Genomic DNA, 23,549 nt, shown 5'->3' with positions numbered 1-23,549 from the left:
CAAGGAGGACCCATGCAATTCGGAATCCTGGTCAACGAGGGGCCGTACCAGCACCAGGCATCGGACAGCGCCTACCAGTTCGCCGTCGCAGCCTTGGAACAGGGCCACGAGGTGCCCCGCGTCTTTTTCTACATGGACGGGGTGCACAACGCCAACCGGCTCCAGGAGCCGCAGCAGGACGACCGCAACATGGTCCGACGCTGGTCCGAGCTCGCCGAGCGCCATCACACCGATCTGGTGGTCTGCGTCGCTGCCGCCCTGCGTCGCGGCATCAAGGACGAGATCCTGGCCCCGGGCTTCCGCATCTCCGGGCTCGGTCAACTGGTCGAGGTGGGCATCCAGGCGGACCGGCTGGTGACCTTCGGCGACTAGCGACGCCGGCGCAGGCAATTCGACAGGAGGCGAGACCGTGAGCGAGGCAATGGATCTGGAACAGGAAGGCGATATCAAGCGGTTCATGTTCATTAACCGCAAGGCGCCGCACGGGAGCATCTACGCCCTGGAGGCACTGGAGGTCGTGCTGATCGCCGCCGCCTTCGACCAGGACGTCAGCCTGGCGTTCCTGGACGACGGGGTCTTCCAGCTGCGCCAGGGGCAGAACGCGAAGGCCATCGACATGAAGAACTTCGCACCCACCTTCCGCGCCCTGGAGGACTACGACATCGAGAAGCTTTACGTCGAGCGCGAGTCCCTCGACGAGCGAGGGCTCACGGAAGCGGACCTGATCGTCCCCGTCGAAGTCGTCGATCGGGCGCGCATGGGCGCGCTGATGGCCGACCAGGATGTCGTGCTGTCGTTCTAGGAGGAATCGTCGTGCTGCACACCGTCAACAAATCCCCCTGGCAGACCCCCAACCTCGACGCCTGCCTGGCCCATCTCGGCAACGAGCGTCTGCTGCTGATCGAGGACGGAGTCTACGCCGCCGTGGCACGCAGTGACGCGGCCGGCAAGCTCGACACCCCGGCCCGCGACGGGCGGGTCTACGTCCTCGGCCCCGATCTGGAGGCCCGCGGCATCGACCCCGAGCAGATCGCCGAGGGTATCGAGGTGGTCGATTACACCGGCTTCGTGCAACTGGTCGCCGAGCACGGGCCGCACCAGGCCTGGCTCTGAGCACCGGAGGCACGGCCGCACCGGCTCCACGAGAAGAGAGACGACCGCAGAAGAGGAGAGCGAACCATGGCAATCCAGGTCAACGGCACCACCATCCCCACCGACGAGGAAGGCTACATCGAGGACCTGAGCCTCTGGAGCCCCGAGGTGGCCGAGATCATGGCGCAGGAAGATGGCCAGGAGCTGACCGAGCAGCACTGGGAGGTCATCAACTTCCTGCGCGAGTACTACGACGAGTACCAGATCGCACCAGCGGTGCGGGTGCTGACCAAGCAGATCGGCAAGCGCCTGGGCCCGGAGAAGGGCAACAGCAAATACCTCTACGAACTCTTCCCTTACGGCCCGGCCAAGCAGGCCTGCCGCTACGCCGGCCTGCCCAAGCCCACCGGCTGCGTCTAGGCCCACGGCAACAGCGCCGCCCCGGGGAGCGACAGGGAGAGCGAGTACCGTGCTGACAGCAATCTTTGCCGTGCTGTTCTACACCGCCACCGTGGTGCTGGTGCTCGGCCTGGCGGCGCGGGTCTACCTCTACGCCCGCACGCCAGCGCCGCTGCGCATCCCCACCACGCCCGCCCCGACTTCCCGGGGCGGCGCCGCCCTGCGCGTGACCGGCGAGGTGGTGGCCTTCCGCAGCCTCTTCCGCGGCGAGAAGCTGCTCTGGCTGCTCAGCTGGGCCTTCCACGTGGCCCTGCTGCTGGTCATCCTGCGCCACCTGCGCTACTTCCTCGATCCGGTGCCGCAATGGCTGGTCTGGATCCAGCCGCTCGGGCTGTATGCCGCCTACGTACTCGCGGCAGCCCTGATCGGCCTGTGGCTGCGGCGCCTGTGGATCGAGCGGGTGCGCCACATCAGCACCCCCTCCGATCACGCCGCCCTGGCCCTGTTGCTGGCCATCGGCTTCACCGGGCTGGGCCTGCAGCACTTCCAGCCCACCGATATCGTGGCGGTGAAGGCGTTCTTCATCGGCCTGATGCAGTTCGACTGGCAGCCGCTGCCGACCGAACCGCTCCTGCTCCTCCACCTGGCGCTGGTCGCCCTACTGATGATGGTCTTCCCGTTCAGCAAGCTGCTGCACGCCGCCGGGGTGTTCTTCAGCCCCACCCGCAATCAGCCGGACAACCCGCGGGAGCGCCGGCATACCGCCCCGTGGGCACGCGCCCTGGAGCAGGAAGCCACCCACCAACCGCACGAGTGAGGATGCCGTGAGCCAGGATCCCTTCCAAGTGCCGCCCCTTGCCGCGGACCCCGAGGCCAACGGCCCGCCGCGCATGGAGAACGAGGCGACCGGGCACGTGCGCCCGCACCCGGCAAGCAGCGATCACCAGGAGGCGCTCGGCTTCCCGGGCGAGATCCCGGAGGACTGGCAGGAGCGCGCCCTGGCGCGCATGGAGACCCTGCTCGAGCGCAACCGCTCGCTGCGCGTCTACATGGACGCCTGCGTGCGCTGCGGTGCCTGCACCGACAAATGCCACTTCTACCTGGGCACCACCGATCCGCGGAATATGCCAGTGGCACGCCAGGACCTGATGCGCGATGTCTACCGCCGCCACTTCACGGCGGCCGGCCGCAACTTCCCGGGTCTGGTCCGCGGCCGCGAGCTCACCCGCGAGGTCATGGAGGCGTGGTTCACCTACTTCCATCAGTGCTCGCAGTGCCGGCGCTGCTCGGTCTTCTGCCCCTACGGCATCGACACCGCGGAGATCTCCATGGCGGCCCGGGAGATCCTCGACGCCGCCGGCTTCGGCCAGAAGTACACCAACGAGATCATCGGCAAGGTCCACAAGGTCGGCAACAACCTCGGCCTCCCCGGCCCAGCCCTCGAGGACACCCTCGAGGGCCTGGAGGAGGATCTCAAGGACGACACCGGTCACGACATCCGCATCCCGCTCGATCAGGAGGGCGCGGACATCCTCCTGGTCACACCGTCGGCGGACTTCTTCGCCGAGCCCCACGTCGACGGCCTGATGGGCTACGCGAAGGTCCTTCACCAGGCCGGCCTCTCCTGGACGCTGAGTTCCTACGCCTCGGAGGCGGCCAACTTCGGCATGTTCATCGGCAGCTACGAGCAGATGAAGCAGATCGCCGAGCGCATCCGCAAGGCCGCCGTGGACCTGGGTGTCAAACGCATCGTGGTCGGCGAGTGCGGCCACGCCTGGCGCGTTGCGTACAGCTTCTGGAACACCCTGGCTGGCATCGGCCGCGGGGCGGATGCCGACGACACCTACGCGCGGGCGCTGCAGCGCCAGCTCGATCCGCGCTACCCGGTACCGCAGCACATCTGCGAGCTGACCCAGGACCTGGTAGACAGCGGCGCCATCCGCCTCGACCCGGAGGCCAACAGCCACTACGGCGGCGTCACCTTCCACGACTCCTGCAACGTCGCCCGGGCCTCCCGCATGGGTCAGCGCCCCGGGGGGCAGCTGGAGATCCCCCGCCGTCTGCTGCGCGCCAGCGTGCACAACTTCCGGGACATGGCCGACGCCACCATCGGCGACGAGACCTTCTGCTGCGGCGGCGGGGGCGGGCTGCTCACCGATGAACTCATGGAGCTGCGCGTCAAGGGCGCGCAGCCCCGCGTCTCCGCACTGCGCGAGACCATGGACGAGCACGGGGTCGACCGCATGGTGGCCATCTGCGCCATCTGCAAGGCCCAGTTCAGCAAGGTCCTGCCGTATTACGACATCCCGCGCGAGACCGTCATCAGCCTCCACGAGGTGGTGGGCAACGCGGTGCGGCTGGACCGCAGCGAGGCTTAAGCCGGCGCTGGGCCCGCGGGCCCCGGCCGAATAACGAGGGAGAGAGTCATGGCGACCCACGCGGAAGAGATCCCCTTTACGTTCCGTCGCTACCGCGACGGCGACGACCGGCAGCGCGCCTGGCGCGAGCAGATCTTCAAGGCGGACACGTCCCATAAATGCCCGACGTACGTCCACCGCACACCGCCGTGCCAGGCCAACTGCCCGGCCGGCGAAGAGATCCGCGGCTGGCTGCACGCCGCCCGCGGCCTGGAGAAACCCGCCGAAGGCGAGGCCTGGCAGGCGCTCGCCTTCCGCCGCCTGGCCGCCGCCAACCCCTTCCCCGCGGTGATAGGGCGCGTCTGCCCCGCGCCCTGCCAGCAGGGTTGCAACCGGCGGGTCGTCGACGACCACATCGCCATCAACGCCATCGAGCACACGATCGGCGACTACGCCCGCGATCACGGCCTGGACCTCGGCGAGCCCGGAGCGGACACCGGGCACCACGTGGCCGTCATTGGCGGTGGCCCGGCAGGGCTGTCCGCCGCCTACCAGCTGCGCAAGCGCGGCCACCGCTGCACCCTGTTCGAGGCGCAGCCAGAGCTCGGCGGCATGATGCGCTACGGGATCCCCGGCTACCGCGTTCCGCGCGAGGTCGTCGACACCGAGATCCAGCGCATCCTCGACCTCGGCGTCAACGTCCGCACCGGCTACCGGGTCGGCGAGCAGGTCACCCTTGAACAGCTCGAAAGCAACTACGACGCCGTACTCTGGGCCGTGGGCACCCACGAGGGGCGTCCCCTGCCGGTAGACGGCTGGGACGAGGCGTCCAACTGCCTGACCGGCGTCGAGTTCCTGCGCGCCTTCAACGAGGGCCGTCTAGGTGCGGTCAGCGACCGGATCCTGGTCATCGGCGGCGGCGACACCTCCATCGATGTGGCCTCCGTGGCCCGACGCCTGGGCTACAGTGCCGAGCTGCCCGACGAGGACCGGCCGGAGCACGCCGTGCTCGGTTACACCGCCCACGACGCCGCCAACCTGGCGATCCGCGAGGGAGCGGAGGTGGTTCTCACCTCCCTGTTTCCCCGTGAGGAGATGGCCGCCTCGGAGCAGGAGATCGAGGACGCGCTGCGCGAGGGGGTGACCATCCGCGACGGGGTGATGCCCCTGGCCGTCGAGCGCGACGCCGACGGCCGCGCCTGCGCGGTGCGCTTCGCCGAGTGCCGCATGGAGGGCAACACCCCGCACCCGATCGAAGGCACGGAGTTCCGGGTCGAAACCGACCTGGTCATCGCCGCCATCGGCCAGCGGGGCAACCTCGAGGGGCTCGAGGCGCTGGATAACGGCCACGGATTCATGGATGCGGACCAGTCCTACCAGCTCAGCGGCCGTCCGGGCCACTTCGTCGCCGGCGACATCATCCAGCCGCACCTGCTGACCACAGCCATCGGCCAGGCGGCCACGGCAGTGCAGGGCATCGACGCCTACCTCCAGGGCCGCGAGCCGTCCCGGCCGCCCAAGGTCAATGCCCACCATTTCCGACTGCTCGACGCGCTGCGGCGGGCAGGCCGCGAACCGGAACCCTATGAGCCGGCAGCGGTGCGCGGCACCGATACGAGCGGCTTCGCCATCCACAACTTCGAGGACCGCGCCACCCACGAGGTGATTCGCCACGACCGGCTCTACCTCGGCCACTTCACCCCCGGGGAACGCCCCGAGCGCGAACGCCGAGCCATCGACCCGGAAGGCGTGATCGGCGACTTCAGCGAACGCATCCAGCCGCTGCCCGCCGAGACGGCCGTTGGCGAGGCTCGCCGGTGCATGAGCTGTGGGCTCTGCTTCGAGTGCGACAACTGCCTCGTCTACTGCCCACAGACCGCCGTGCAGCGCGTGCCCAAAACTGAGCGGGCCATCGGCCGCTACGTGCAGACCGACTACAGCCGCTGCGTGGGCTGCCACATCTGCCGAGACGTCTGCCCCACGGGGTACATCGAGATGGGCTTGGGCGAGTAGGGGGAACCGGCCATGCGGCGGAGACATCGACTGGCGTGGATCGGCTCCGGGGCCGCACTGGTGCTGGTGGCCACCGGCCTTGCCCTGGCCATCGGCGGCCTGCCCGGCAACGGTGGCGAGCCGTCAGCCCTCGCCGACCGTCCCGAGCCCCGGGGCGACGCTTGCATCCACGACGATGCCGGCACCATGCGCCGCGAGCACATGGACCTGCTCCGGGCGCACAAGGATGAGTCAGTGCGCGAGGGCCGGCGAGACGCCGACAAGAGCCTGCAGGGGTGCGTGAACTGCCACGCCACCCCTGCCGAGCAGCAGGCGCAGGGTGTCCCGGAGATGGCCTTCTGCACCAGCTGCCACGAGTACACCGCCGTGGAGATGGCGTGCTTCCAATGCCACAGCAGCGACGACACGGAGGGGCACGATGAGCGATAGGGATCCGGGCGGCATCAGCCGCCGGCGGCTGCTCGGCAGCGCCGCGGCGCTTGCCGGCGCCGCGCTCGCCCCCGGGCTTTTCCTAGTCCAGGCACACCCGGATGGCGGGGCCGATGCCGGGGCCCGCTGGGGACTGCTGGTGGATACCAACCGCTGCCGCCGGGATTGCCGGGCCTGCGTGGACGCCTGCCGCGAGGAGAACGGCTGGCCCGCCGCCGACAACGCGGGCGGCGACATCCACTGGATCCGCAAGGTGGACCTGCAGCCGGCCGAGGCAGACGGTCCCGGCCACTCTGCGCCGGTGATGTGCCAGCACTGCGCCGAACCGCCCTGCGTCAGTGTCTGCCCCACACGGGCCTCGTTCCGGCGCGCCGACGGCATCGTGTTGGTCGACAAGCATCGCTGCATCGGCTGTCGCTACTGCATGGTGGCCTGCCCCTTCCACGCCCGCGCCTTCGTCCATGCGCCGGTCGACGAACGCTCGCCCAACCACCCACGGGGCAAGGGTACCGTGGAGTCATGCACCCTCTGCGTCCACCGCATCGACCGGGGCGAGGCCCCGGCCTGCGTGGCACGCTGCGCCGAGGCGGGGCACGCGGCCCTCGTCTTCGGCGATCTCAACGACCCCGACAGCGAGATACGCCACGCCCTGCGCGAGCGCAGCGCCGAATCTCTGCGCCCGGACCTGGCGCTGGATGCCGGCGTGCGCTACCACGGACTGTCCTGAGGGAGCATCAGTCATGGCGACACGGATTCGCTATCAACACCTGGGCACGCGCCACCCGCTGCGCTGGGCTGCCGCCATGGCTGGCGCCGGCGTGCTGGCGCTGATCGGGGCGGCAACAGGCCTCTATCTCATCGTGGCCGGCCACCACCTGACCGGCATGGGCCAGCAGGTGGTCTGGGGGTGGCCACACGTCGTCGCCATCGGCCTGATCCTCGCTGGCGCCGGGGCCTTCGCCCTGGCGGCACTGGCCCCCGGCGCCCTGGGGCAATCCGGCGAGCCGTGGGCCCGCCTGGGCACGGCGTCCGCGGCGGCACTGCTGGTCGGCGGGCTGGCGGTCCTCAGCCTGGATCTGGGCAGCCCGCAGCGCATCCTTCCGCCGCTGGAACTCAACCTGATGTCGAGCTTCAGCCGCAACCTCTTCCTGTACACGGCGTTTCTGGCCGTCGCCCTGCTCTACCTGGCCACCCTGATCGAGCCGCGCATGCGTCGCTACACGGTGACCGCCGGCGCCCTGGCCGCGGTGGTAGCGGTCCTGCTGGCGCTGAACGTCGGCTCGATCTTCGCCATGCTCGCCGCCCGTCCGGTCTACGGCGGCGCCATCATGATGCCGCTTTTCCTCGCCGCCGCACTCACCCTGGGCACGGCGGCCCTCTCCCTGATCTGGCTGGCGGTGCTGCGCGCCCAGGGCCAGGCGCCGCCGCCCCGGGCCACGGAGCGGCTCGGCAGCATCCTGCTCGTCGCACTGCTGGCCCTGGCCACCCTGCTGGCGCTGCACTTCGTGACCCTTGCCTACCAGCCGGGCCATAGGGACATTGCCCGTTTCCTCCTCGTCGACGGCGGCGTCTACCCGATCGTGTTCTGGCTCGGGGCAGTCGCCGTCGGCATCATCACGCCCACTCTCCTCCTGCTGCGGAAGGCGGCCCGCGCTCGTGGTCAGGCCCTCGCCTGGGCCTCGGGGGTTGCCCTGATCGGCGGGTTCGCCCATCTTTTCGTGATGATCGTCGGTGCCCAGGCCTTTCCGCTGCAGATCTTTCCGGGGCGCGAGGTCCAGGGCGCCGTCTTCGACGGGGAGGCTGCCTCCTACCTCCCCAGCGCCTGGGAGGCCCTGCTGAGCTTGGCCGGCCCCGGGCTGGCCCTGCTCATCCTCCTGCTGGCGCTGCGCGCGCTGCCCCTGGCAGCGGTGCACCCCCCGGAGGAGCGAACGGCGGCGGAAGACCCGCCAGCAGCCGACTCCGAAACCCGGGCAACCCCCGAGCCGGGCCAGTGACCCGCGGCATGACCGGACACCCAGCCAGGCTCTACCTCTCGGCCCTGCACAAGGGCTCCGGCAAGACCTCCCTGAGCGTCGGCCTGGCCGCAGCCCTGATCCGCCAGGGGGTCGGGGTGCGACCCTACAAGCGCGGGCCGGACTATATCGACCCCGGCTGGCTGACGCTGGCCAGCGGCCACCCGTGCCGCAACCTCGACCACCACACCATGGCGCGCGACGAGATCCGCGCCGAGGTGGCCGGGGCCGGCGACAGCCTGGCGCTGATCGAGGGCAACAAGGGCCTGCACGATGGCGTCGACCCCGGCGGCCGGGACAGCAACGCCGCACTGGCCGCAGAGCTGCAGGCACCGATCGTGCTCATCGTCGACACCCGGGGCATGACCCGCGGGATCGCCCCCACGGTCCTCGGCCACGCCGGCTTCGACCCGCAGGCCCCGGTCGCCGGGGTGATCCTCAACCGCGTCGGCGGCTCCCGCCACGAACGCAAGCTACGCCAGGCCCTGGAGACCTACACCGATCTGCCCGTGTTCGGGGCCGTTCCCGACGACCGCACGCTGCACATCGACGCCCCGTATCTGGGGCTGATCCCGGCGGCGGAGCAGGCGCAGGCCCAGCGGGTGATCGATCGCTGGGCCGACCGGGCCGAGACGCACCTCGATCTTGACGGCCTACAGGCTCTGGCGGCGACGGCCCCGCCACTACCAGCCCCAGCCCGACCCGCGACCCTGGGGCGGGCGGCGGATGTGGACATCGGGATCGCCCACGACCGGGCGTTCAACTTCTACTACCCCGGGGACCTGGAGGCCCTCGAACGGGCCGGTGCCCGGCTTCACTGGATCGACCTGATCTCCGACATGCGCCTTCCAGCGCTCGACGGGCTCATCCTCGGTGGCGGATTCCCTGAGCGTCACGCCGCCGAACTCGCCGCCAACCAGGCCATGAGGCGAGCGGTTGCCCGGCTTGCGGCGGCGGGACTGCCCGTCTACGCCGAGTGTGGCGGACTGCTCTACCTGTGCCGGCAGCTCCACACCCACGATGGCTATCACGCCATGGCTGGTGTTTTCCCGGTGGACGCCGAGATGACCGACCGGCCCCAGGGGCACGGATACATGACGCTGCACGCCTCGCCGCAGGCCCCGTGGAACCCGGGGGCCGGGACGGCCGGGATCCCGGCCCACGAATTCCATTACTCCCGACTCCGCGCGCCTCTGCCACAGGAACTGCCGTGCGCCTACCTCGTTGATCGCGGCCAGGGCCTGGGCGGGGGCCGGGACGGCCTGGTCACCGGCAACACCCTGGCCTCGTACGCCCACCTGCGCCATACGTGGGCCACGCCATGGGCCGAGCGCTTCGTGGACTTCGTCCGCGCGCAGCGGTCCGGTGCAGCATGCGCCGCCCCAGGGTGACGTTTGCGTCAGATCAATTTTTTCGCCTTCCCCCCCTTTATTCCGGACGTGCTGATGAATATAGTCTGAATATATGAGGCAGATAGCCGCGGACTTTCTGCGGCGAAAAAAACAGCAACGGCCCTAATAAAAACAAGGACTTACGTTCCAAAGGGCCCCCGGTTGAACGTCAGGAGGAGACATGTACGCCGGGAGAGATGCGGACCCAACCGGCCTGCGCCGGCAACGGGCGGCGCGCACTATCGAGCCCCCCAACGCACGGGAGCCCCACGGGCATGGATTCCACGAGGGACCCGGCGGCTCCAGCCGCTGGCGGCCGCTGCGCCGGTTGCGGACCCTCCCGACCCCCACACACTACCCCGATACGCCGCATGCCTCCGCATCCTCAGCCACCGAGCAGGAAGCCCTGCACCTGCTCAGCGCCCTGGGCGTAGTGGCGGCGCAGGCCCGCGACCTCGATGAACTGCTCGAGCACGGCCTGGCACGACTCATCGAGCAGACGGGGGCCGCCGCGGCCGCCGTGCGCCTCTTCGACGAGCAGGGTTATCTGCGCCTGGTCGAGGCCAACGGACTCAACGCCGGCTTCATCGACGCCGAGCGTCGTCAGCCGGCGGAGGGCTGCCCCTGCGCCATCGCCGGAGAACGCACCGCTGTGCAGTTCCGCGGCGACCTGCGTCAGTGCATCCGGCGCAGCGGCTGCAACCCGCTGCCGAACCGACCACAGCTGGCCATGCTGGCGGTACCGATTCTCGATCCGGGCGGCAACGGCGTTGGCATCTACAACCTGTACTTCGAACCGCACGAAGCACAGCGCTGGATGCACCCGCCGCGCATGCTGGAGTGGATCGGCCGTCAGCTCGGCGCGGCCATCGCCCGGATCCGCGAAGAGTACCGCACCCATCACAGCGCGCTGCAGGAGGAGCGCAACCTCCTCGCCCACGAACTACACGACACGGTCGCCCAGGAGGTGGCCACGCTGCGCCTGCGGGTCCGGCAGCTGGAGGAACGGGTCAGCAGCGGAGCCGACACCGAGGCCCTGCTCGCCCCGCTGGAGGATCTGCGCACCCGGCTCGACCACACCAACGACCAGGTCCGGACGGTGATGCAGCAGTTCCGCACGCAGGCGTTGGGCACGCCGCTGGAGACGGCCCTGAGCCGACTGGTCAACCGGTTCAGCCGGGACAGCGGCATCGAGGTCCGACTGATCCACCGCTGGCCGGAGCTGGCCCTCGGCGAGCGCGAGCAGCTGCACATCCACCGCATTGTCGAGGAAGCCCTGTCCAACGCCTGGCACCACGGCGGCGCCCGCAATGTCCGCCTGCAGCTGGAGACCCCCGGCGGTGACCTCTGCCTGCTGATCGAGGACGACGGCGGCGGCTTCGTGGTGGACGAGGTACCCGATTCGGACCCGACCCAGCCCCGCGGACACGGCCTGCGGGGGATGCGCGAGCGCGCCCGGCACCTGGGGGCGATCCTGAGCGTGGAGAGCGAGCCGGGCCAGGGCACTGCCATCCATCTGCGCCTGCCGCAGCCGCAGCGCCTGACGTGGACCACCAAGAGCCTTCACCAAGCGGGGTTCAACGACCATGCGTATCCTGCTTGTCGATGATCATCAGCTCTTCCGCGCCGCGCTGCAGGAGCTGCTCAACGCCCAGGGGCTGACCACCGCGAGCGGCTCCGGCCAGGACGACGTGCTCGCCCTGGTGGCTTCGTTCGGACCCGATCTGGTGCTGCTCGATCTGCGCATGCCCGGACAGGACGGGCTGACGGTCCTGCGGCGGATCCACGATCAGCACCCCGGGCTGCCGGTGGTGATGCTCACCGGCAGCGAGGAGGAGCGCGACTTGTTCGACTGCCTGCGCGCCGGGGCGCAGGGGTACCTGCTCAAACACAACGACCCCGATTACCTGATCTCCGCCTTGCACCAGGCCACCGACGGTAAGATCGCCGTGGCGCCCCAACTGACCGACACCCTGGCGCGGGCCCTGGGGCAGCCGCCTGATCAGCGAGCCGACGACACCCCGCCGGACCCCTTCGCCGGCCTCACCCCGAGGGAACGGGACATCCTCGAACGCCTGGCCGCCGGCGAGAGCAACAAGGTCATCGCCCGGCACCTGGGAATCTCCGACGGGACCGTCAAGCTCCATGTCAAATCGGTGCTGCGCAAGCTCGGCGTCCACTCCCGGGTTGAGGCGGCTATCAAGGCCGTGGACTTCGGGCTGACCCGTCGCCCCACCACCTGAGACGCCACCTCGGCTACCCTCTCCCCCGCGCGGGGGGCCGTTCAGCGACTGCAGTCCCCCGTTTGGGATATTCCGGGCAACGCTTGCACGCTGAAGAATGTGCCGGGCAGAGACGCAGACCGCCCGGCGCCGCCGGGCTGCCCTCCTGAACCGACGCTGAAGGGTCGCACAGTTATGGTCTTCGATTCCTTTATCGCAGCGCACTGGACGATGCTCGGCACCGTCTTCGCCATCGCGGTGGTCCTCGGTGCCGTCGTCAACAAGAGCAACTTCTGCACGATGGGCGCCGTCTCCGACATCGTGAACATGCAGGACTGGCAGCGGATGCGCATGTGGATCCTGATCATCGCCGTGGCGATCCTCGGCGTGGGGCTGCTCGAGCCACTGGGGCTGATCAACGCCGACGAGAGCATGCCACCATATCGCAGCGCCGACTTCGCCTGGGCCGGCTACCTCGTCGGCGGCCTGCTCTTCGGCATCGGCATGACCCTGGGCAGCGGCTGCGGCAACAAGACCGTGGTGCGCATCGGCGCCGGCAACCTCAAGTCGCTATTCGTGGCCGCGATCCTGGGCACGGTGGCCTTTTTCATGGTCAATCCCCTGCCGCTGGTCGACGCCTCGCTGCGCGATCTGCTCTTCGGATGGGTCCAGGCGACGGCCCTGTCCCACAGCCACGGCCAGGACCTGGGCAGCCTCATCGCCGGCGAGGCGGGGCACTGGGTGCGGCCGCTCCTGGCCCTGTTCATCGGCGGCGCCCTGCTCTACGCCGTGCTGCGGGTGACCGGCTTCCGCCGGGACCGCAACGCCGTCTCCGGGGCCCTGATCATCGGCGCCTGCATCGTCGCGGTCTGGACGGTGACCAGCAACGTCTACGTGGCCGACGAGATGGGTCAGCGGGATACCCTGCAGACCTACGCCACAGACTGGGACTTCCACCACCCCGACACCGACACCGGCCGCCCGGAGAGCACCCGCTGGCTGGCACCGCAGGGGGTCAACTTCGTTGGTCCGCTGGTGCAGAGCACCGAATACACCGCCAGCGGCTTCGATCCGGCACTGGTCACCGTGGGCGTGATGGTCATCGGCGGCGTAATCCTCGGCTCTTTCCTTTGGGCCCTGATCAGCCGCAGCTTCCGCTTTGAGTGGTTCGCCGACCGCCAGGACTTCAACCGCCACCTCAGCGGTGGCGTCCTCATGGGCATCGGCGGCCCCCTGGCAATGGGGTGCACCTTCGGCCAGGGCATCACCGGCATGTCCACTCTGGCCCTGAGCGCACCGCTGGCCCTGGGCGGACTGATCCTGGGCAGTGCCCTAACCATGAAGGTCCAGTACTACAAGCTCCTCTACGAAGACGAGGCGACCTTCGGCAAGGCCTTGGTCACCGGCTTGGTGGACCTGCGCCTGTTACCGGCATCGCTGAGGCAACTCGATGCGCTTTGACGGCAGCGGGCGGTGGGCCCCCGCCCGCCGCCTGATCCCCTGTCGCGAGTGGCCCCGTCCAACCCCGGCGAGCATCCGGGCCGACCTGATCGCCGGCATCGCCGTGGCGCTGGTGCTCATCCCCCAGTCCATGGCGTATGCGGCGCTGGCCGGTATGCCGCCCTACTACGGCCTGTACGCTGCCTTCCTGCCGGTGATCGTCGCAGCCGTATGGGGCTCCTCGCCGCAGCTGGCTACCGGCCCGGTCGCTGTAGTGGCCCTGCTAACGGCCTCGGCACTGACCCCGCTGGCCGAGCCGGGCAGCGGCGAGTTCATCACCCTGGCTATCGCCCTCGCCTTCCTGGTCGGCGTGATCCAACTGGTGCTCGGACTCTTCTCCCTGGGCACTCTGGTGAACTTTCTCGCCCACCCGGTCATCCTGGGCTTCACCAACGCCGCTGCCATCGTCATCGCCCTGTCCCAGGTCAACGACCTGCTCGGCGTTCCCTTGGACCGCGACGCCGGAATGCTGGTGGCCTTCGCCGACGTCCTCGGTCGGCTGGAGAATGCTCATCTGCCCACGCTGGCTATGGGGCTCGGCGCGCTGGCTCTGATGCTCGCCGCCCGGCGCTGGCTGCCGCGGATCCCCGGCGTCCTGCTGGCAGTGGCCGTCGGCGTGCCGGTGAGCTACCTGGTGGGGTTTGAAGACCTCGGCGGGGCCGTGGTGGGTACGGTGCCCGAGGGCCTGCCCGCGCCCGCGCTGCCCGAGCTGAGCTGGGACCTGGTGGTCACCCTGCTCGGCACGGCGGCGGTGATCGCCCTGGTCGCCTTCATGGAGGCGATCTCCATCGCCAAGGCCCTGGCGACGCGTACCCGCGACCGCATCGATCCCAATCAGGAGCTGGTCGGCCAGGGGCTGTCCAACCTCACCGCCAGCGTTTTCCAGGCCTTCCCGGTCAGCGGCTCGTTCTCGCGCAGCGCGGTGAACCACGACAGCGGAGCCCGCAGCGGCCTGGCCTCGGTCTTCACGGCGGCGCTGGTGGGCCTGACCCTGCTTTTCCTCACCCCGCTGCTCCACCACCTGCCCGAGGCAATCCTGGCGGCGATCATCATCATGGCGGTGATCGGACTGGTGAACATCCGGGCCCTGGTACAGACCTGGCACACCCACCGCCATGACGGTATCGCCGCGCTGGTGACCTTCGGCGGGACCCTGATCTTTGCCCCCCACCTCGACTACGGCATCCTCCTCGGCGCCGGGCTGGCGATCGTGCTCTACCTGCTGCGCACCATGCGCCCACGGGTGGTTATCCTCTCGCGCCACCCGGAGGACGGAGCGCTGCGCGACGCACGCTTTTTCGACCTGCCCGAGAGCGAGCACATCGCGGCGCTGCGCTTCGACGGGCCACTCTATTTCGCCAATGTCGGCCACCTAGAAGACACGGTGCTGCAGATCAACAACGAGCACCCGCAGGCGCGCTTCCTGCTGCTCGTCGCCGACGGCATCACCTCCATCGACTCCTCCGGGGTGGAGAGCCTGCACGGGCTGCGGGAGCGGCTTGACGACAATGGCGTGACCCTGGTGCTGGCCGGGGTCAAGCTTCAGGTCCGGGAGGTGATGCAGCGCGCCGGGCTGGAGACCGAGATCGGCGCGGAGAACATCTTCCGCCACGAGGACGACGCCATCGAGGCCATCCACCAGCGGATCGATGACCCGACCTTCGATCCAGCCCGGTGCCCCCTGGCACCGCAACGGGGCGCCGCAGTCTGATGGCGCCCCGTCACCTCAGTCGATATCGAAACGGTACATCAGGTCGAGGGCGCTATCCTCACCGCTGACCGCCTCGAGGTAAAGCTGCCAGGTCAGGTAGTAGCGCAGGGTCACGGTATTCACCGGGCTGAACACGGCCACCCCGTACGCGACGTAGAGCCGCGGAGTGATGTACCCGGAGAGCACCACTTGGGCGTCCTCGCCCTCGCCGGCAGTGTCGATGTCGAAATCGCGTATACCCACCTGCTCGGCCGCCGCGGTGACCACGCCGGCGCCACCGTAAAGCCCGAGGGCCAGGGCCGCCGAGGCGAGCATTTCGTCGGTCCCGGGGCCCTCGGCCCCCATCGGCCGCCCCCGGATCAGGTAGGACAGGGCGTTCTCCTGGGACATGGTCGGCTCGCTGAACAGCGTGACCTGGGGCTCGTCAGCAAAGCCGCCGACGCGGATGCCGGCCGTTACCCGGTCACGCTCGATCCGCCGCACAGCCTCGATATCGAGCTGCGGCCGATCCAGCGGACCAGCAAACAGCACCAGCCCCCGCCGGATGGCCAAGCGCTGCCCGTAGGCACGGTACTCGCCATCCTCGACGCGCAGCTCGCCGTAAGCCTCGGTGGATCCATCCGGCTGCTGGAGCACACGCAAGGCCCCGCCGAGGCGCCCGCGCACCCCGAAGGCGGCAAGGGTGACCGCATCGCCGAGGGCCAGCTCCACAGCCCCCTCTACCTGCCAGCCTTCGGGCATGGCGTCGGTCAGCGCCGGCGCCTCTTCGTCGCGGCGAACCACCACCACATCGCGCGAATGCCCTACCGCCCGGTCCGGAAGCTCGCGTATGGCGATGGCGCCCCGCGGCACCTGCACCTGTCCACCAACGCGCACCTGGCCCGGGCGCACTGCCAGGTTCAGCCGCGGACTGACCGCCAACTCGGCGAACGGGGGCACGTCCGCCCATAGCTCGTCCCCGTCCAGGCCCAGGTCCACGCGCCAGTCATCCCCGTTCCAGGCGGCGTCCCCCTGGATCCGCGCCTGGCCGTCGCCGACCCGGAAGCCGCCGCCGATATCGGCCTGATCGCCGTCGAAAGCGACCCACAGCCCCAAGTCCTCCACACGGCTGGCGGACTGCGGCGCCGCTACGATGCCATCCCGCAGCTCGACCCGCCCGGCCAACCGCGGATCGCTGCGTGTACCGGTGAGCTGCGCCCGAGCATTGACCTCACCGGCCAGTTCGCTGAGATCGGGCACAAGGGGCCGGAAGAAGCCCACGCGCAGGCCGTCGACCCTCAGTTCGCCGGCAACGGCCTCACCGTCCGCACGCGGATCGCCGCGGACCCGGAGCGCCGCATTGCCCGCATCGGCGGCCTCAAAGTCGAGCTGGGCCTCCGCCTCGTCAGGGCTATAGCGCCCCTGGACAGCCAGGCGCTGATAATCGACGTCGCGAATCACCGGATCCCCATCGTCGAATTCGTCGTGTAGCGTCAGGGCCAGGCGCCCATCGAGGCTTTCCGCCCGGACCCGGGCGTCCACACCCTCCTCCGGGGTCCAGCGGACCGCGCCGTCCCCGGACAGGCCGCCCTCCCAGTCAACCCCGGCGGGGAGCCAAGGCTCTACCCAGGCCAGGTCGAAGCCCTCGAGGAGGAATCGCAGGTCGGCCCCCTCGGGGCCAGCGCGCACACCGTCGGGCAGCTGCAGGCGCGCGTCCCGGTAACGCCAGCACTGCGCCCCAAGTTCAAGCTCCTCGTCGGCATAGCGCATCGGGAAGGGGGCATCCAGGCGAACCCGGTGGTCGCGGAACTCGCCGCCGGCGTCCACGAGCAGACCACTCCAGCCGAATTCCGGTTGCCAGCCCCCGGCCACCCCCAGGTGGCCCTGCCCCTCGGGGGCGTGCAGGCGCACCCCTAAGTGGTGGGCGGCGCGGCTGCCGGTGGCGCGCATCTCGAGTTCGTCGACTCCCCCCTGGGGCAGCTCGATACCTCGGGCCTGCACGACGGCATCGCCCGGCTGCTGCGCCAGCGCCGGGACATCGGCCTGCCAGTCCAGGGCATCGATGTGGTAGGCGTCGTAGCGCAGCCCGCGCCCACGGCCGGCACTTTCGATATCCAGGGCGTCGGGGGCGCCGCGAACCCGTGCATGGGCCTCCAGGGCGCCGCCCAGACGCTCGTCCAGCGCGCCGAGATCAGACAGCCGGGCGCGTAGCTCTACATCCCAGGTCTCCGCCAGGGCACCGTCCAGCAAGACCTCCCCACCATCGACCCGCGCCTCGATGCCGCTCAGGCGCCAGACCTCGTCCAGGGTGTGCTCGCCACGGCCGCGGACGGCCACCGCGCGCCCGTGCAGCTCGCCACTCAGGCCGGGGGTATCGATGGTCAACGCCCACCCCTCCCCGCCGGCCTGACCGCGGACGCTGAGCGGTCCGCTCACCCCTTGCGGGGCCTGCGGCCATTCCAGCGACGGATCCAAGGCGACAGCCTCGGCGGTCACGTCCCAACGCACCCCGTCGGCGTCCCAGCCGAGCCGCGCCTGCCCTTCGAGCTCGCCGCCGAGCAGCTCACCCCGCAAATCGGTAAGACGCGCCCCCTCGGCATCAACCTCGAACCGGCTGCGCCAGTACCCGCGGGGCACGTGCTCACCGGTCAGATCGGTGTCCAGGGTGCCGCGCAGGCCGTCGAGATCCCCCTCGGCAGTCAGGTTCAGCCCTTCGGCGGCCACGACCCCCCGGGTATCCAGGGGCCAGCCGCCATCCAGATCCTCGGTCTCGATCCGCAGAGGCAGCTGCGGATCGAGCGGCTGGATATCCAGATCGATCGCGCCGCTGACCGGCCCAGCCAGGGTGCTGGTCACCCGCAACGCCGCCACGCTGCCGCCGAACCGCGAGGCGAAACGGAGACGTTCCGGCAGCCCGGGGGCTGCCGCCGTGCCGCGCACAAACAGAGACAGCGGATAGCTCTCGGCGGTATGCAGCGAGCCCTCCAGCTCCACCCGGGCGTCGTCCCGCTCGACCAGCAACCGATGGATGCGCCACTCGGTGCCGACAGCCGTCCACGCGGTCTCCAGACGCTTGATCCGCTGCGCCGGGGCGTCACCGAAGGTCAGGGTCACCTGCTCGACCAGCAGGTTCTCGACGTCGACGGCGAGGGGCAGCTCGATGCGGGGCAGGGTCAGCGGCTCGTCCTGGGCCTCCGGGTCGGCTTGGACCGGCGGCTCCTCTCCCTCGGCCACGGTCACCTCGACCCCACTGACCCGCAGGGAATCGACCCGCGCCTCACCGGCAAGCAGGCGCTGCGGCTGCCAGACCAGGGCCGCGCTCGTCACGGCGACGTCGACCCGTTCATCGCGCCAGCCCACGTCCGCCACTTCAACGCCCCGCGCGAGGTTGCCGCCGGTGACCCGCAGCTCCAGCCGCGGCTCCACCGACTCGGCCACGGCGGCGGCCAGGCGCGCCCCCGAGGTGGTCATCAGCAGCCAGGCAAGCGCCAGCAAAAGCAGGCCGAGCAGCGCCAGAAGGATCGTGCCGGAAAGCTTGAACAGGCGACGCAGAGTGATCACAGGTCCGACCCCATGGAAAAGTGGAGACGCCAGGAGTCATCCGTCTCCCCCACCGTCGAGGCGAGATCGAGACGGACCGGCCCCACCGGCGACGACCAACGGATGCCGAAACCGGCCCCGGTTTTCGCTTCGCTGCCGAGGTCGTCCCAGTCGGCGTAGGCATTGCCGCTGTCGAGAAAGACCGCCGGGCGCCAGTTGGGCGTAAGCTGGTAACCGTATTCGACACTGCCCACGGCCAGGTAACGCCCGCCGATCACCGTGCCGTCCTCCTCCGGCCCCAACGTCTGGTACTTGTAGCCGCGCACGCTCTGATCACCACCGGCGTAAAAGCGCAGCGACGGCGGTACATCCGCGAATGAATCCGTGGCCAGCGCACCGACTTCACCACGGACGAGGAAACGGTGCCGCTCGCCCAGCGTGCGCACCCAGCGGGTGGCGGCACGCACACGGCGCAGCTCAATGTCCGAGGCCAGATCGGGGTCCGCCACCTCCAGGGCCAGCAGCTGCCGGTCGCCCCAGCGCGGATCGAGCCCGCCGCGGCTGCGCACCCGGCTCCAGCTGACGCCCGGGATGTAGAGCTGCGTCGTGCGCCGGTCGTCATCGATGCGGTATCGCTCGCGCTGGGCGCGCAGGGACAGGACCTGCTGCCAGCCACTCTCCAGCCGATGCCGGTGCTGAACGGAGGCGGTGATCTGCTCGGTATCGATGTCCGCCACGTCCTGGGCCTGGACCCCAAGCTGGTATTCCAGCTGGGTGCGCAGGGGGTCGCGCAGCGGCACCGTATAGGTGCCGCTCAGGTTCTGCCGGCGCTGGGCGATCTCGCTTTCCACCGCCAGGGAGTGACCCCACTGGTTAACCCAGGGCCGGCGCCAACCCAGACGAATCCGGGCGCCGAGGTCCGTGGTGTAGCCCACCCCGGTGGTGATCTCATGCCGGGCCCGGGTCGAGAGGTCCACATCCACCGGCACCTCGCCCTCGTCCGTGCCATCGCGCTGCGGGCGAACGCGCACGTCGGAGAAATAGCCGCTGTCGAGCAGCTGGCGGTTGAAGGCCGCCACCTGCTCGGCGGTGTACGGCTCGCCGCGCTCGAAGGGGACCAGGCGCTGCAGGAACTCTTCGGCCAGGGGGGCTTCGGCGAACTGCACCACTCCGAAGCGGTACCGTATGCCGCTGTGGTAATGCAGGATCACCTCGGCCTCGCGGGCCTCCGGGTCCACCTCGACCCGGCGGGTGACGTAGCGGCCATCGAAGTACCCCCGATCCAGCGCGAGGTTCTGGATCGCCCGGCGCGCCGCCTCGTAGCGCCCGTGGTGGAGGACATCCCCCTCGGCGAGGCCGAGCCGCTGCTCGATCCCGGCGAAGGCCGGATCCGTCCCCGCCGGCCCGGTGATTAGCACGTGCACACGGCTCAGGCGGACCGGCTCACCCGGATCCACCAGCACGGTCAGCCGCACCTGCTCTTCGTCGATCCGCTCGCGACGCACCTGGACCTGCGAGTCGTAATAGCCCACGGCCTGCAGTCCGCGCTCGGCCCGCTCCGGGGCCCGCCGGCGGAAGGCGGCAACAACCGCGGGGTCGGCGGATGCCGGTTCGCCGATATGGCCGCGCACCTGATCGGCCAACTCGCCGCTGACCCCCTCGATGACCACCTCCACCCCGGCTTGGGCCGGACGCCCGGGCAGTGCCAGCAGGATCAGCAAGAGCACGACCGGCAGCCAGACCGGGGGGGTCACCAAGGGCCGGCACAGGCTTGTATACTCGGGGGCTGCGCCCCCCCGGGAGCGCCTTGGCCGATCAGAAGAGGGGATCACGAGGTCCATGCAAGAAGAGCCGGAAACGGAACGGACGGAACAGGATGAGCACCACCTGCGCCTGCGCAACATGGTCCTCGAGGACTATGACGATGTCGCGCGCATCATGGACCAAGTGTATCCCGATATGGACGGGGCGTGGTCCCGGGAGCAGTTCGCCGCGCAGATCAACCGCTTCCCGGAGGGGCAGATCTGCATCGAGGACAATGGTCGTGTGGTTGCCGGCGCCATCACGCTCATCGTGGACTACGGCCGTTTTGGCGACAAGCACACCTACGAGGAGATCACCGGCGGGGGCTACCTGACCACCCACGACCCCAACGGCGACGTCCTCTACGGCGTGGACATCTTCGTCGATCCGGAGTACCGCGCCATGCGCCTCGGCCGTCGGCTCTACGACGCGCGCAAGGAGCTGTGCCGGCGCCTGAACCTGCGCGGCATCGTCGCCGGCGGGCGCATTCCCGGCTACACCCGGCACGCCGACGAGATGTCGCCCGAGGAGTACATCGAGCTGGTCAAGCGCCGCGAGATCCACGATCCGATCCTCTCCTTCCAGCTCGCCAACGACTTCCACGTGCGGCGGATCATCACCGACTACCTGCCGTCGGACCGCGACTCGCACGCCTACGCCACCCTGGTGCAGTGGAACAACATCTTCTACGAGCCCAAGGAGCAGCCGCTGATCACGCGGCGCAAGGCCGTGGTCCGGGTTGGCACCGTGCAGTGGCAGATGCGCCCGATGAGCTCGGTCGATGAACTGATCGACCAAGTCGAGTTCTTCGTGGACGCCCTGGCCGGCTACAACGCCGATTTCGCCCTGTTCCCGGAGTTCTTCAACGGCCCGTTGCTGTCACTGTTCAACCAGGAGAACCCGGCCGAGGCCATCCGCGGACTGGCGCAGTACACCGACGAGATCGTCGATGAGATGTCGCGCCTGGCCGTCTCCTACAACATCAACATCATCGCCGGCTCGATGCCGGTCTACCAGGAGCAGTCGCTCTACAACGTCTCCTACCTGTGCCGGCGCGACGGCACCACCGACGAGCAGCACAAGCTGCACATCACCCCGGATGAGCGCTCCTACTGGGGGGTGCGCGGCGGCGATGAGTTGAAGGTCTTCGAGACCGACATCGGCAAGATCGGCATCCTGGTCTGCTACGACTCCGAGTTCCCGGAACTGCCGCGAATCCTCAACCAGAAAGGGGCGCGCATCCTCTTCGTGCCGTACTGGGTGGACACGCAGACCGGCTACCTGCGCGTGCGCCGCTGCGCCCAGGCCCGGGCCATCGAGAACGAGTGCTACGTGGCGATCACCGGATCCGTCGGCAACCTGCCCAAGGTCGAGAACATCGACATCCAGTATTCACAGTCGGCCGTGTTCTCGCCGGCGGACTTCGCCTTCCCCCACGACGCCATCGTGGCGGAGACGACGCCGAACACGGAGATGACCCTGATCGTCGACCTGGACCTGGACAAGCTCACCGAGATCCGCAACGAGGGATCCGTCCGCAACTACAAGGACCGCCGCCTGGACCTCTACCGCATCCAGTGGCTGGGCCGGGACTGATCGGCCCGGCCCCGGAAATCAGGCGATCAGCGCCAGCAGCACGAGTACAGCGCAGACCACGGCGGTGAGCCGCCCGCGGAGCTGGCGGTACCAAGGCGGGAAGCCGGTCCCCGGATCGGCGAGGCGCTCGTAGCCGTACCAGGCGGCGAACCCGGCGGCCAGCAGCAGTGCCCCGGCGGCAGGGGCGGCAACAACCCCGAGCCCGGCACCCAGCCAGCCGACCAGCGCCGGCAGGACACCGACTGTCATGACCGGCCAGGGGCGCTGGTCCCGCAGCAGCGCCACCCCCCAGTGGACCCCGCCGAGGAACGCCAGGATGGCGGCGCCGTAGGCCAGGGTGGCGGCCACCGCCTGCTCGTGGACCCCCGCGGGAGCGGCGGCGGCCACCAGCAGGCCGACCACGAACGGGATCAGCCCGGCATAACCCAGCGCACGGCCCGGGCGCTCGGCCCGTGCCGACGCTGCGGTGTCACCGCCGACCACCGGATGCTCGAGGAGCTCATCGGGACCGCCGACGAAGGCGCCGTGGACGAAGATCTGGGGCAGGCTCCGCCAGCCGGTCATCTCCTGGAGCTGGTGGAATCGGTCGCGCATCTGCGCCGATCCCATGGGCATCTCGACCTCCCGGTAATCCACCCCGCTGCGGTGCAGCGCCCGCACCACCGAACGGGTATCGGTCAACCCCGAGCGGAAGATGACCACCGTCGCCGAACTCAGCTCACGGGCCAATGCGGGATCGCCGCCGCCCTGCCGTATCGTGCCGTCATCTGTCATGCCAGCTCCTCCGGTTGCATCGCGCCCCCAGTGTAGGGGATCCGGCGCGGCACCGTCGCCGGACATGCGGACTCTGAAAGTCCACTTTTGCTAGCATGAACCCGTCCGCCACACCGTTCAGCAAACCCGGGGATCCGAGCCATGTACGCACCCAAGGGCGAACCCATCACCTTCCAGCGCGACTGCGAAGCCGTGGTCATCCCCGCCGGGGACACCGGCATCATCCCCGCCGGCGCAGAAGGGGTGCTGACACAGGCCCTCGGCGGGAGCTACACCATCTACCTGCAGGGCTACCTGTTCCGCATCGACGGCGCCAACGCCGACGCCATCGGCAAGGAACCACCCCAGCCCCCGGAACTCCCGGAAGGCGCCGGCGACGAGGACGTGGAGCGGCTGATCTGGGAACAGATGGCCACCTGCTACGACCCGGAGATCCCGGTCAACGTGGTCGACCTCGGGCTGATCTACCGCTGCGACATCCACAAGGACGAGCACGGGCAGCGCCATGTGGACATCGACATGACCCTCACCGCGCCAGGCTGCGGCATGGGCGACATCCTCGCCCACGACGTCCGGGTCAAGGTGCAGATGGTGCCCACCGTCGCCGAGGCCCAGGTGAACCTCGTCTTCACGCCGCCGTGGAGCAAGGAGATGATGTCCGAGGCCGCCAAGCTGCAGGTCGGCCTGATGTAGTCGCAGACACTGGCGCCGCCCCCGGGGGGGGGCCCCCC

20 protein-coding genes are annotated in these 23,549 nt (G+C 69.6%); 17 read left to right on the top strand and 3 right to left on the bottom strand.

All coding sequences use genetic code 11. The features are described 5' to 3' along the window. Positions 1 to 12: 12 nt before the first annotated feature. From tusD to LRG07_RS04035, 15 genes are all read left to right on the top strand, one after another. Entirely contained in the window at positions 13 to 372 is a 360-nt protein-coding gene (gene tusD / locus LRG07_RS04105) for a sulfurtransferase complex subunit TusD (protein WP_201171952.1), read from the top strand. Positions 373 to 421: 49 nt separating this feature from the next. Further along, positions 422 to 802, top strand: coding sequence for a sulfurtransferase complex subunit TusC (gene tusC, locus LRG07_RS04100; RefSeq protein WP_201242286.1), 381 nt, complete (start codon positions 422 to 424; stop codon positions 800 to 802). An 11-nt stretch (positions 803 to 813) separates the two neighbouring features. After that, positions 814 to 1,113, top strand: coding sequence for a sulfurtransferase complex subunit TusB (gene tusB, locus LRG07_RS04095; protein WP_201171954.1), 300 nt, complete (start codon positions 814 to 816; stop codon positions 1,111 to 1,113). A 66-nt stretch (positions 1,114 to 1,179) separates the two neighbouring features. Beyond that, complete coding sequence (locus LRG07_RS04090) at positions 1,180 to 1,512, top strand: TusE/DsrC/DsvC family sulfur relay protein (protein WP_011814742.1); 333 nt, start codon at positions 1,180 to 1,182, stop codon at positions 1,510 to 1,512. A 49-nt stretch (positions 1,513 to 1,561) separates the two neighbouring features. Further along, a complete protein-coding gene (locus LRG07_RS04085) occupies positions 1,562 to 2,308 on the top strand; it encodes a respiratory nitrate reductase subunit gamma (RefSeq protein ID WP_238641846.1) in 747 nt (248 codons plus the stop codon). A 7-nt stretch (positions 2,309 to 2,315) separates the two neighbouring features. After that, positions 2,316 to 3,869, top strand: a complete 1,554-nt coding sequence (dsrK, locus tag LRG07_RS04080) for a sulfate reduction electron transfer complex DsrMKJOP subunit DsrK (protein ID WP_201171960.1) — start codon at positions 2,316 to 2,318, stop codon at positions 3,867 to 3,869. Positions 3,870 to 3,917: 48 nt separating this feature from the next. Then, positions 3,918 to 5,861, top strand: coding sequence for an NAD(P)-binding protein (locus LRG07_RS04075; protein ID WP_238641845.1), 1,944 nt, complete (start codon positions 3,918 to 3,920; stop codon positions 5,859 to 5,861). Between the two features lie 12 nt (positions 5,862 to 5,873). After that, the gene (locus LRG07_RS04070; protein ID WP_201171966.1) at positions 5,874 to 6,290 is read left to right on the top strand and encodes a sulfur reduction protein DsrJ; all 417 of its coding nucleotides are present in this window, start codon (positions 5,874 to 5,876) and stop codon (positions 6,288 to 6,290) included. Next, a complete protein-coding gene (gene dsrO, locus LRG07_RS04065) occupies positions 6,280 to 7,017 on the top strand; it encodes a sulfate reduction electron transfer complex DsrMKJOP subunit DsrO (protein ID WP_201171969.1) in 738 nt (245 codons plus the stop codon). Before LRG07_RS04070 ends, dsrO begins: the two co-directional genes overlap by 11 nt. A gap of 13 nt (positions 7,018 to 7,030) precedes the next feature. Then, the gene (gene nrfD, locus LRG07_RS04060) at positions 7,031 to 8,284 is read left to right on the top strand and encodes an NrfD/PsrC family molybdoenzyme membrane anchor subunit (protein ID WP_201171984.1); all 1,254 of its coding nucleotides are present in this window, start codon (positions 7,031 to 7,033) and stop codon (positions 8,282 to 8,284) included. 8 nt (positions 8,285 to 8,292) lie between these two features. Further along, on the top strand, positions 8,293 to 9,693 hold the full coding sequence (locus tag LRG07_RS04055) for a cobyrinate a,c-diamide synthase (protein WP_238635572.1): 1,401 nt from the start codon (positions 8,293 to 8,295) through the stop codon (positions 9,691 to 9,693). A gap of 181 nt (positions 9,694 to 9,874) precedes the next feature. Then, entirely contained in the window at positions 9,875 to 11,302 is a 1,428-nt protein-coding gene (locus tag LRG07_RS04050; RefSeq protein WP_201172002.1) for a GAF domain-containing sensor histidine kinase, read from the top strand. Then, the gene (locus tag LRG07_RS04045; protein ID WP_201172005.1) at positions 11,280 to 11,936 is read left to right on the top strand and encodes a response regulator transcription factor; all 657 of its coding nucleotides are present in this window, start codon (positions 11,280 to 11,282) and stop codon (positions 11,934 to 11,936) included. The genes LRG07_RS04050 and LRG07_RS04045 overlap by 23 nt, the downstream gene beginning before the upstream one ends. A gap of 174 nt (positions 11,937 to 12,110) precedes the next feature. Next, positions 12,111 to 13,376, top strand: a complete 1,266-nt coding sequence (locus LRG07_RS04040) for a YeeE/YedE family protein (protein ID WP_238632803.1) — start codon at positions 12,111 to 12,113, stop codon at positions 13,374 to 13,376. Further along, complete coding sequence (locus LRG07_RS04035; RefSeq protein WP_201172010.1) at positions 13,366 to 15,126, top strand: SulP family inorganic anion transporter; 1,761 nt, start codon at positions 13,366 to 13,368, stop codon at positions 15,124 to 15,126. The genes LRG07_RS04040 and LRG07_RS04035 overlap by 11 nt, the downstream gene beginning before the upstream one ends. 15 nt (positions 15,127 to 15,141) lie before the next feature. Here LRG07_RS04035 and LRG07_RS04030 read toward each other — a convergent pair whose 3' ends face one another. Together LRG07_RS04030 and LRG07_RS04025 are read right to left on the bottom strand one after the other, a co-directional pair. Further along, positions 15,142 to 18,666: a translocation/assembly module TamB domain-containing protein gene (locus LRG07_RS04030; RefSeq protein ID WP_238641844.1), complete on the bottom strand. Its 3,525-nt coding sequence runs from the start codon at positions 18,664 to 18,666 to the stop codon at positions 15,142 to 15,144. Next, entirely contained in the window at positions 18,663 to 20,399 is a 1,737-nt protein-coding gene (locus tag LRG07_RS04025) for an outer membrane protein assembly factor (protein WP_238641888.1), read from the bottom strand. The genes LRG07_RS04030 and LRG07_RS04025 overlap by 4 nt, the downstream gene beginning before the upstream one ends. A gap of 85 nt (positions 20,400 to 20,484) precedes the next feature. On the opposite strand from LRG07_RS04025, the gene LRG07_RS04020 reads away from it, so the two are divergent. After that, a complete protein-coding gene (locus LRG07_RS04020; protein ID WP_201172018.1) occupies positions 20,485 to 22,044 on the top strand; it encodes a bifunctional GNAT family N-acetyltransferase/carbon-nitrogen hydrolase family protein in 1,560 nt (519 codons plus the stop codon). Between the two features lie 18 nt (positions 22,045 to 22,062). Here the strand turns inward: LRG07_RS04020 and LRG07_RS04015 are convergent, their stop codons facing one another. Then, positions 22,063 to 22,818, bottom strand: coding sequence for a DUF3429 family protein (locus LRG07_RS04015; RefSeq protein ID WP_201172020.1), 756 nt, complete (start codon positions 22,816 to 22,818; stop codon positions 22,063 to 22,065). Positions 22,819 to 22,959: 141 nt separating this feature from the next. On the opposite strand from LRG07_RS04015, the gene sufT reads away from it, so the two are divergent. Continuing rightward, positions 22,960 to 23,511, top strand: coding sequence for a putative Fe-S cluster assembly protein SufT (gene sufT, locus LRG07_RS04010; RefSeq protein WP_201172022.1), 552 nt, complete (start codon positions 22,960 to 22,962; stop codon positions 23,509 to 23,511). The last annotated feature ends 38 nt before the right edge of the window (positions 23,512 to 23,549 follow it).

This window comes from Halorhodospira sp. 9622, assembly GCF_022228025.1.
Lineage (GTDB): Bacteria > Pseudomonadota > Gammaproteobacteria > Nitrococcales > Halorhodospiraceae > Halorhodospira > Halorhodospira halophila_A.
The sequence above is the reverse complement of the archived record's forward strand: the minus strand, read 5'-3'. Positions and strand labels throughout refer to the sequence as shown.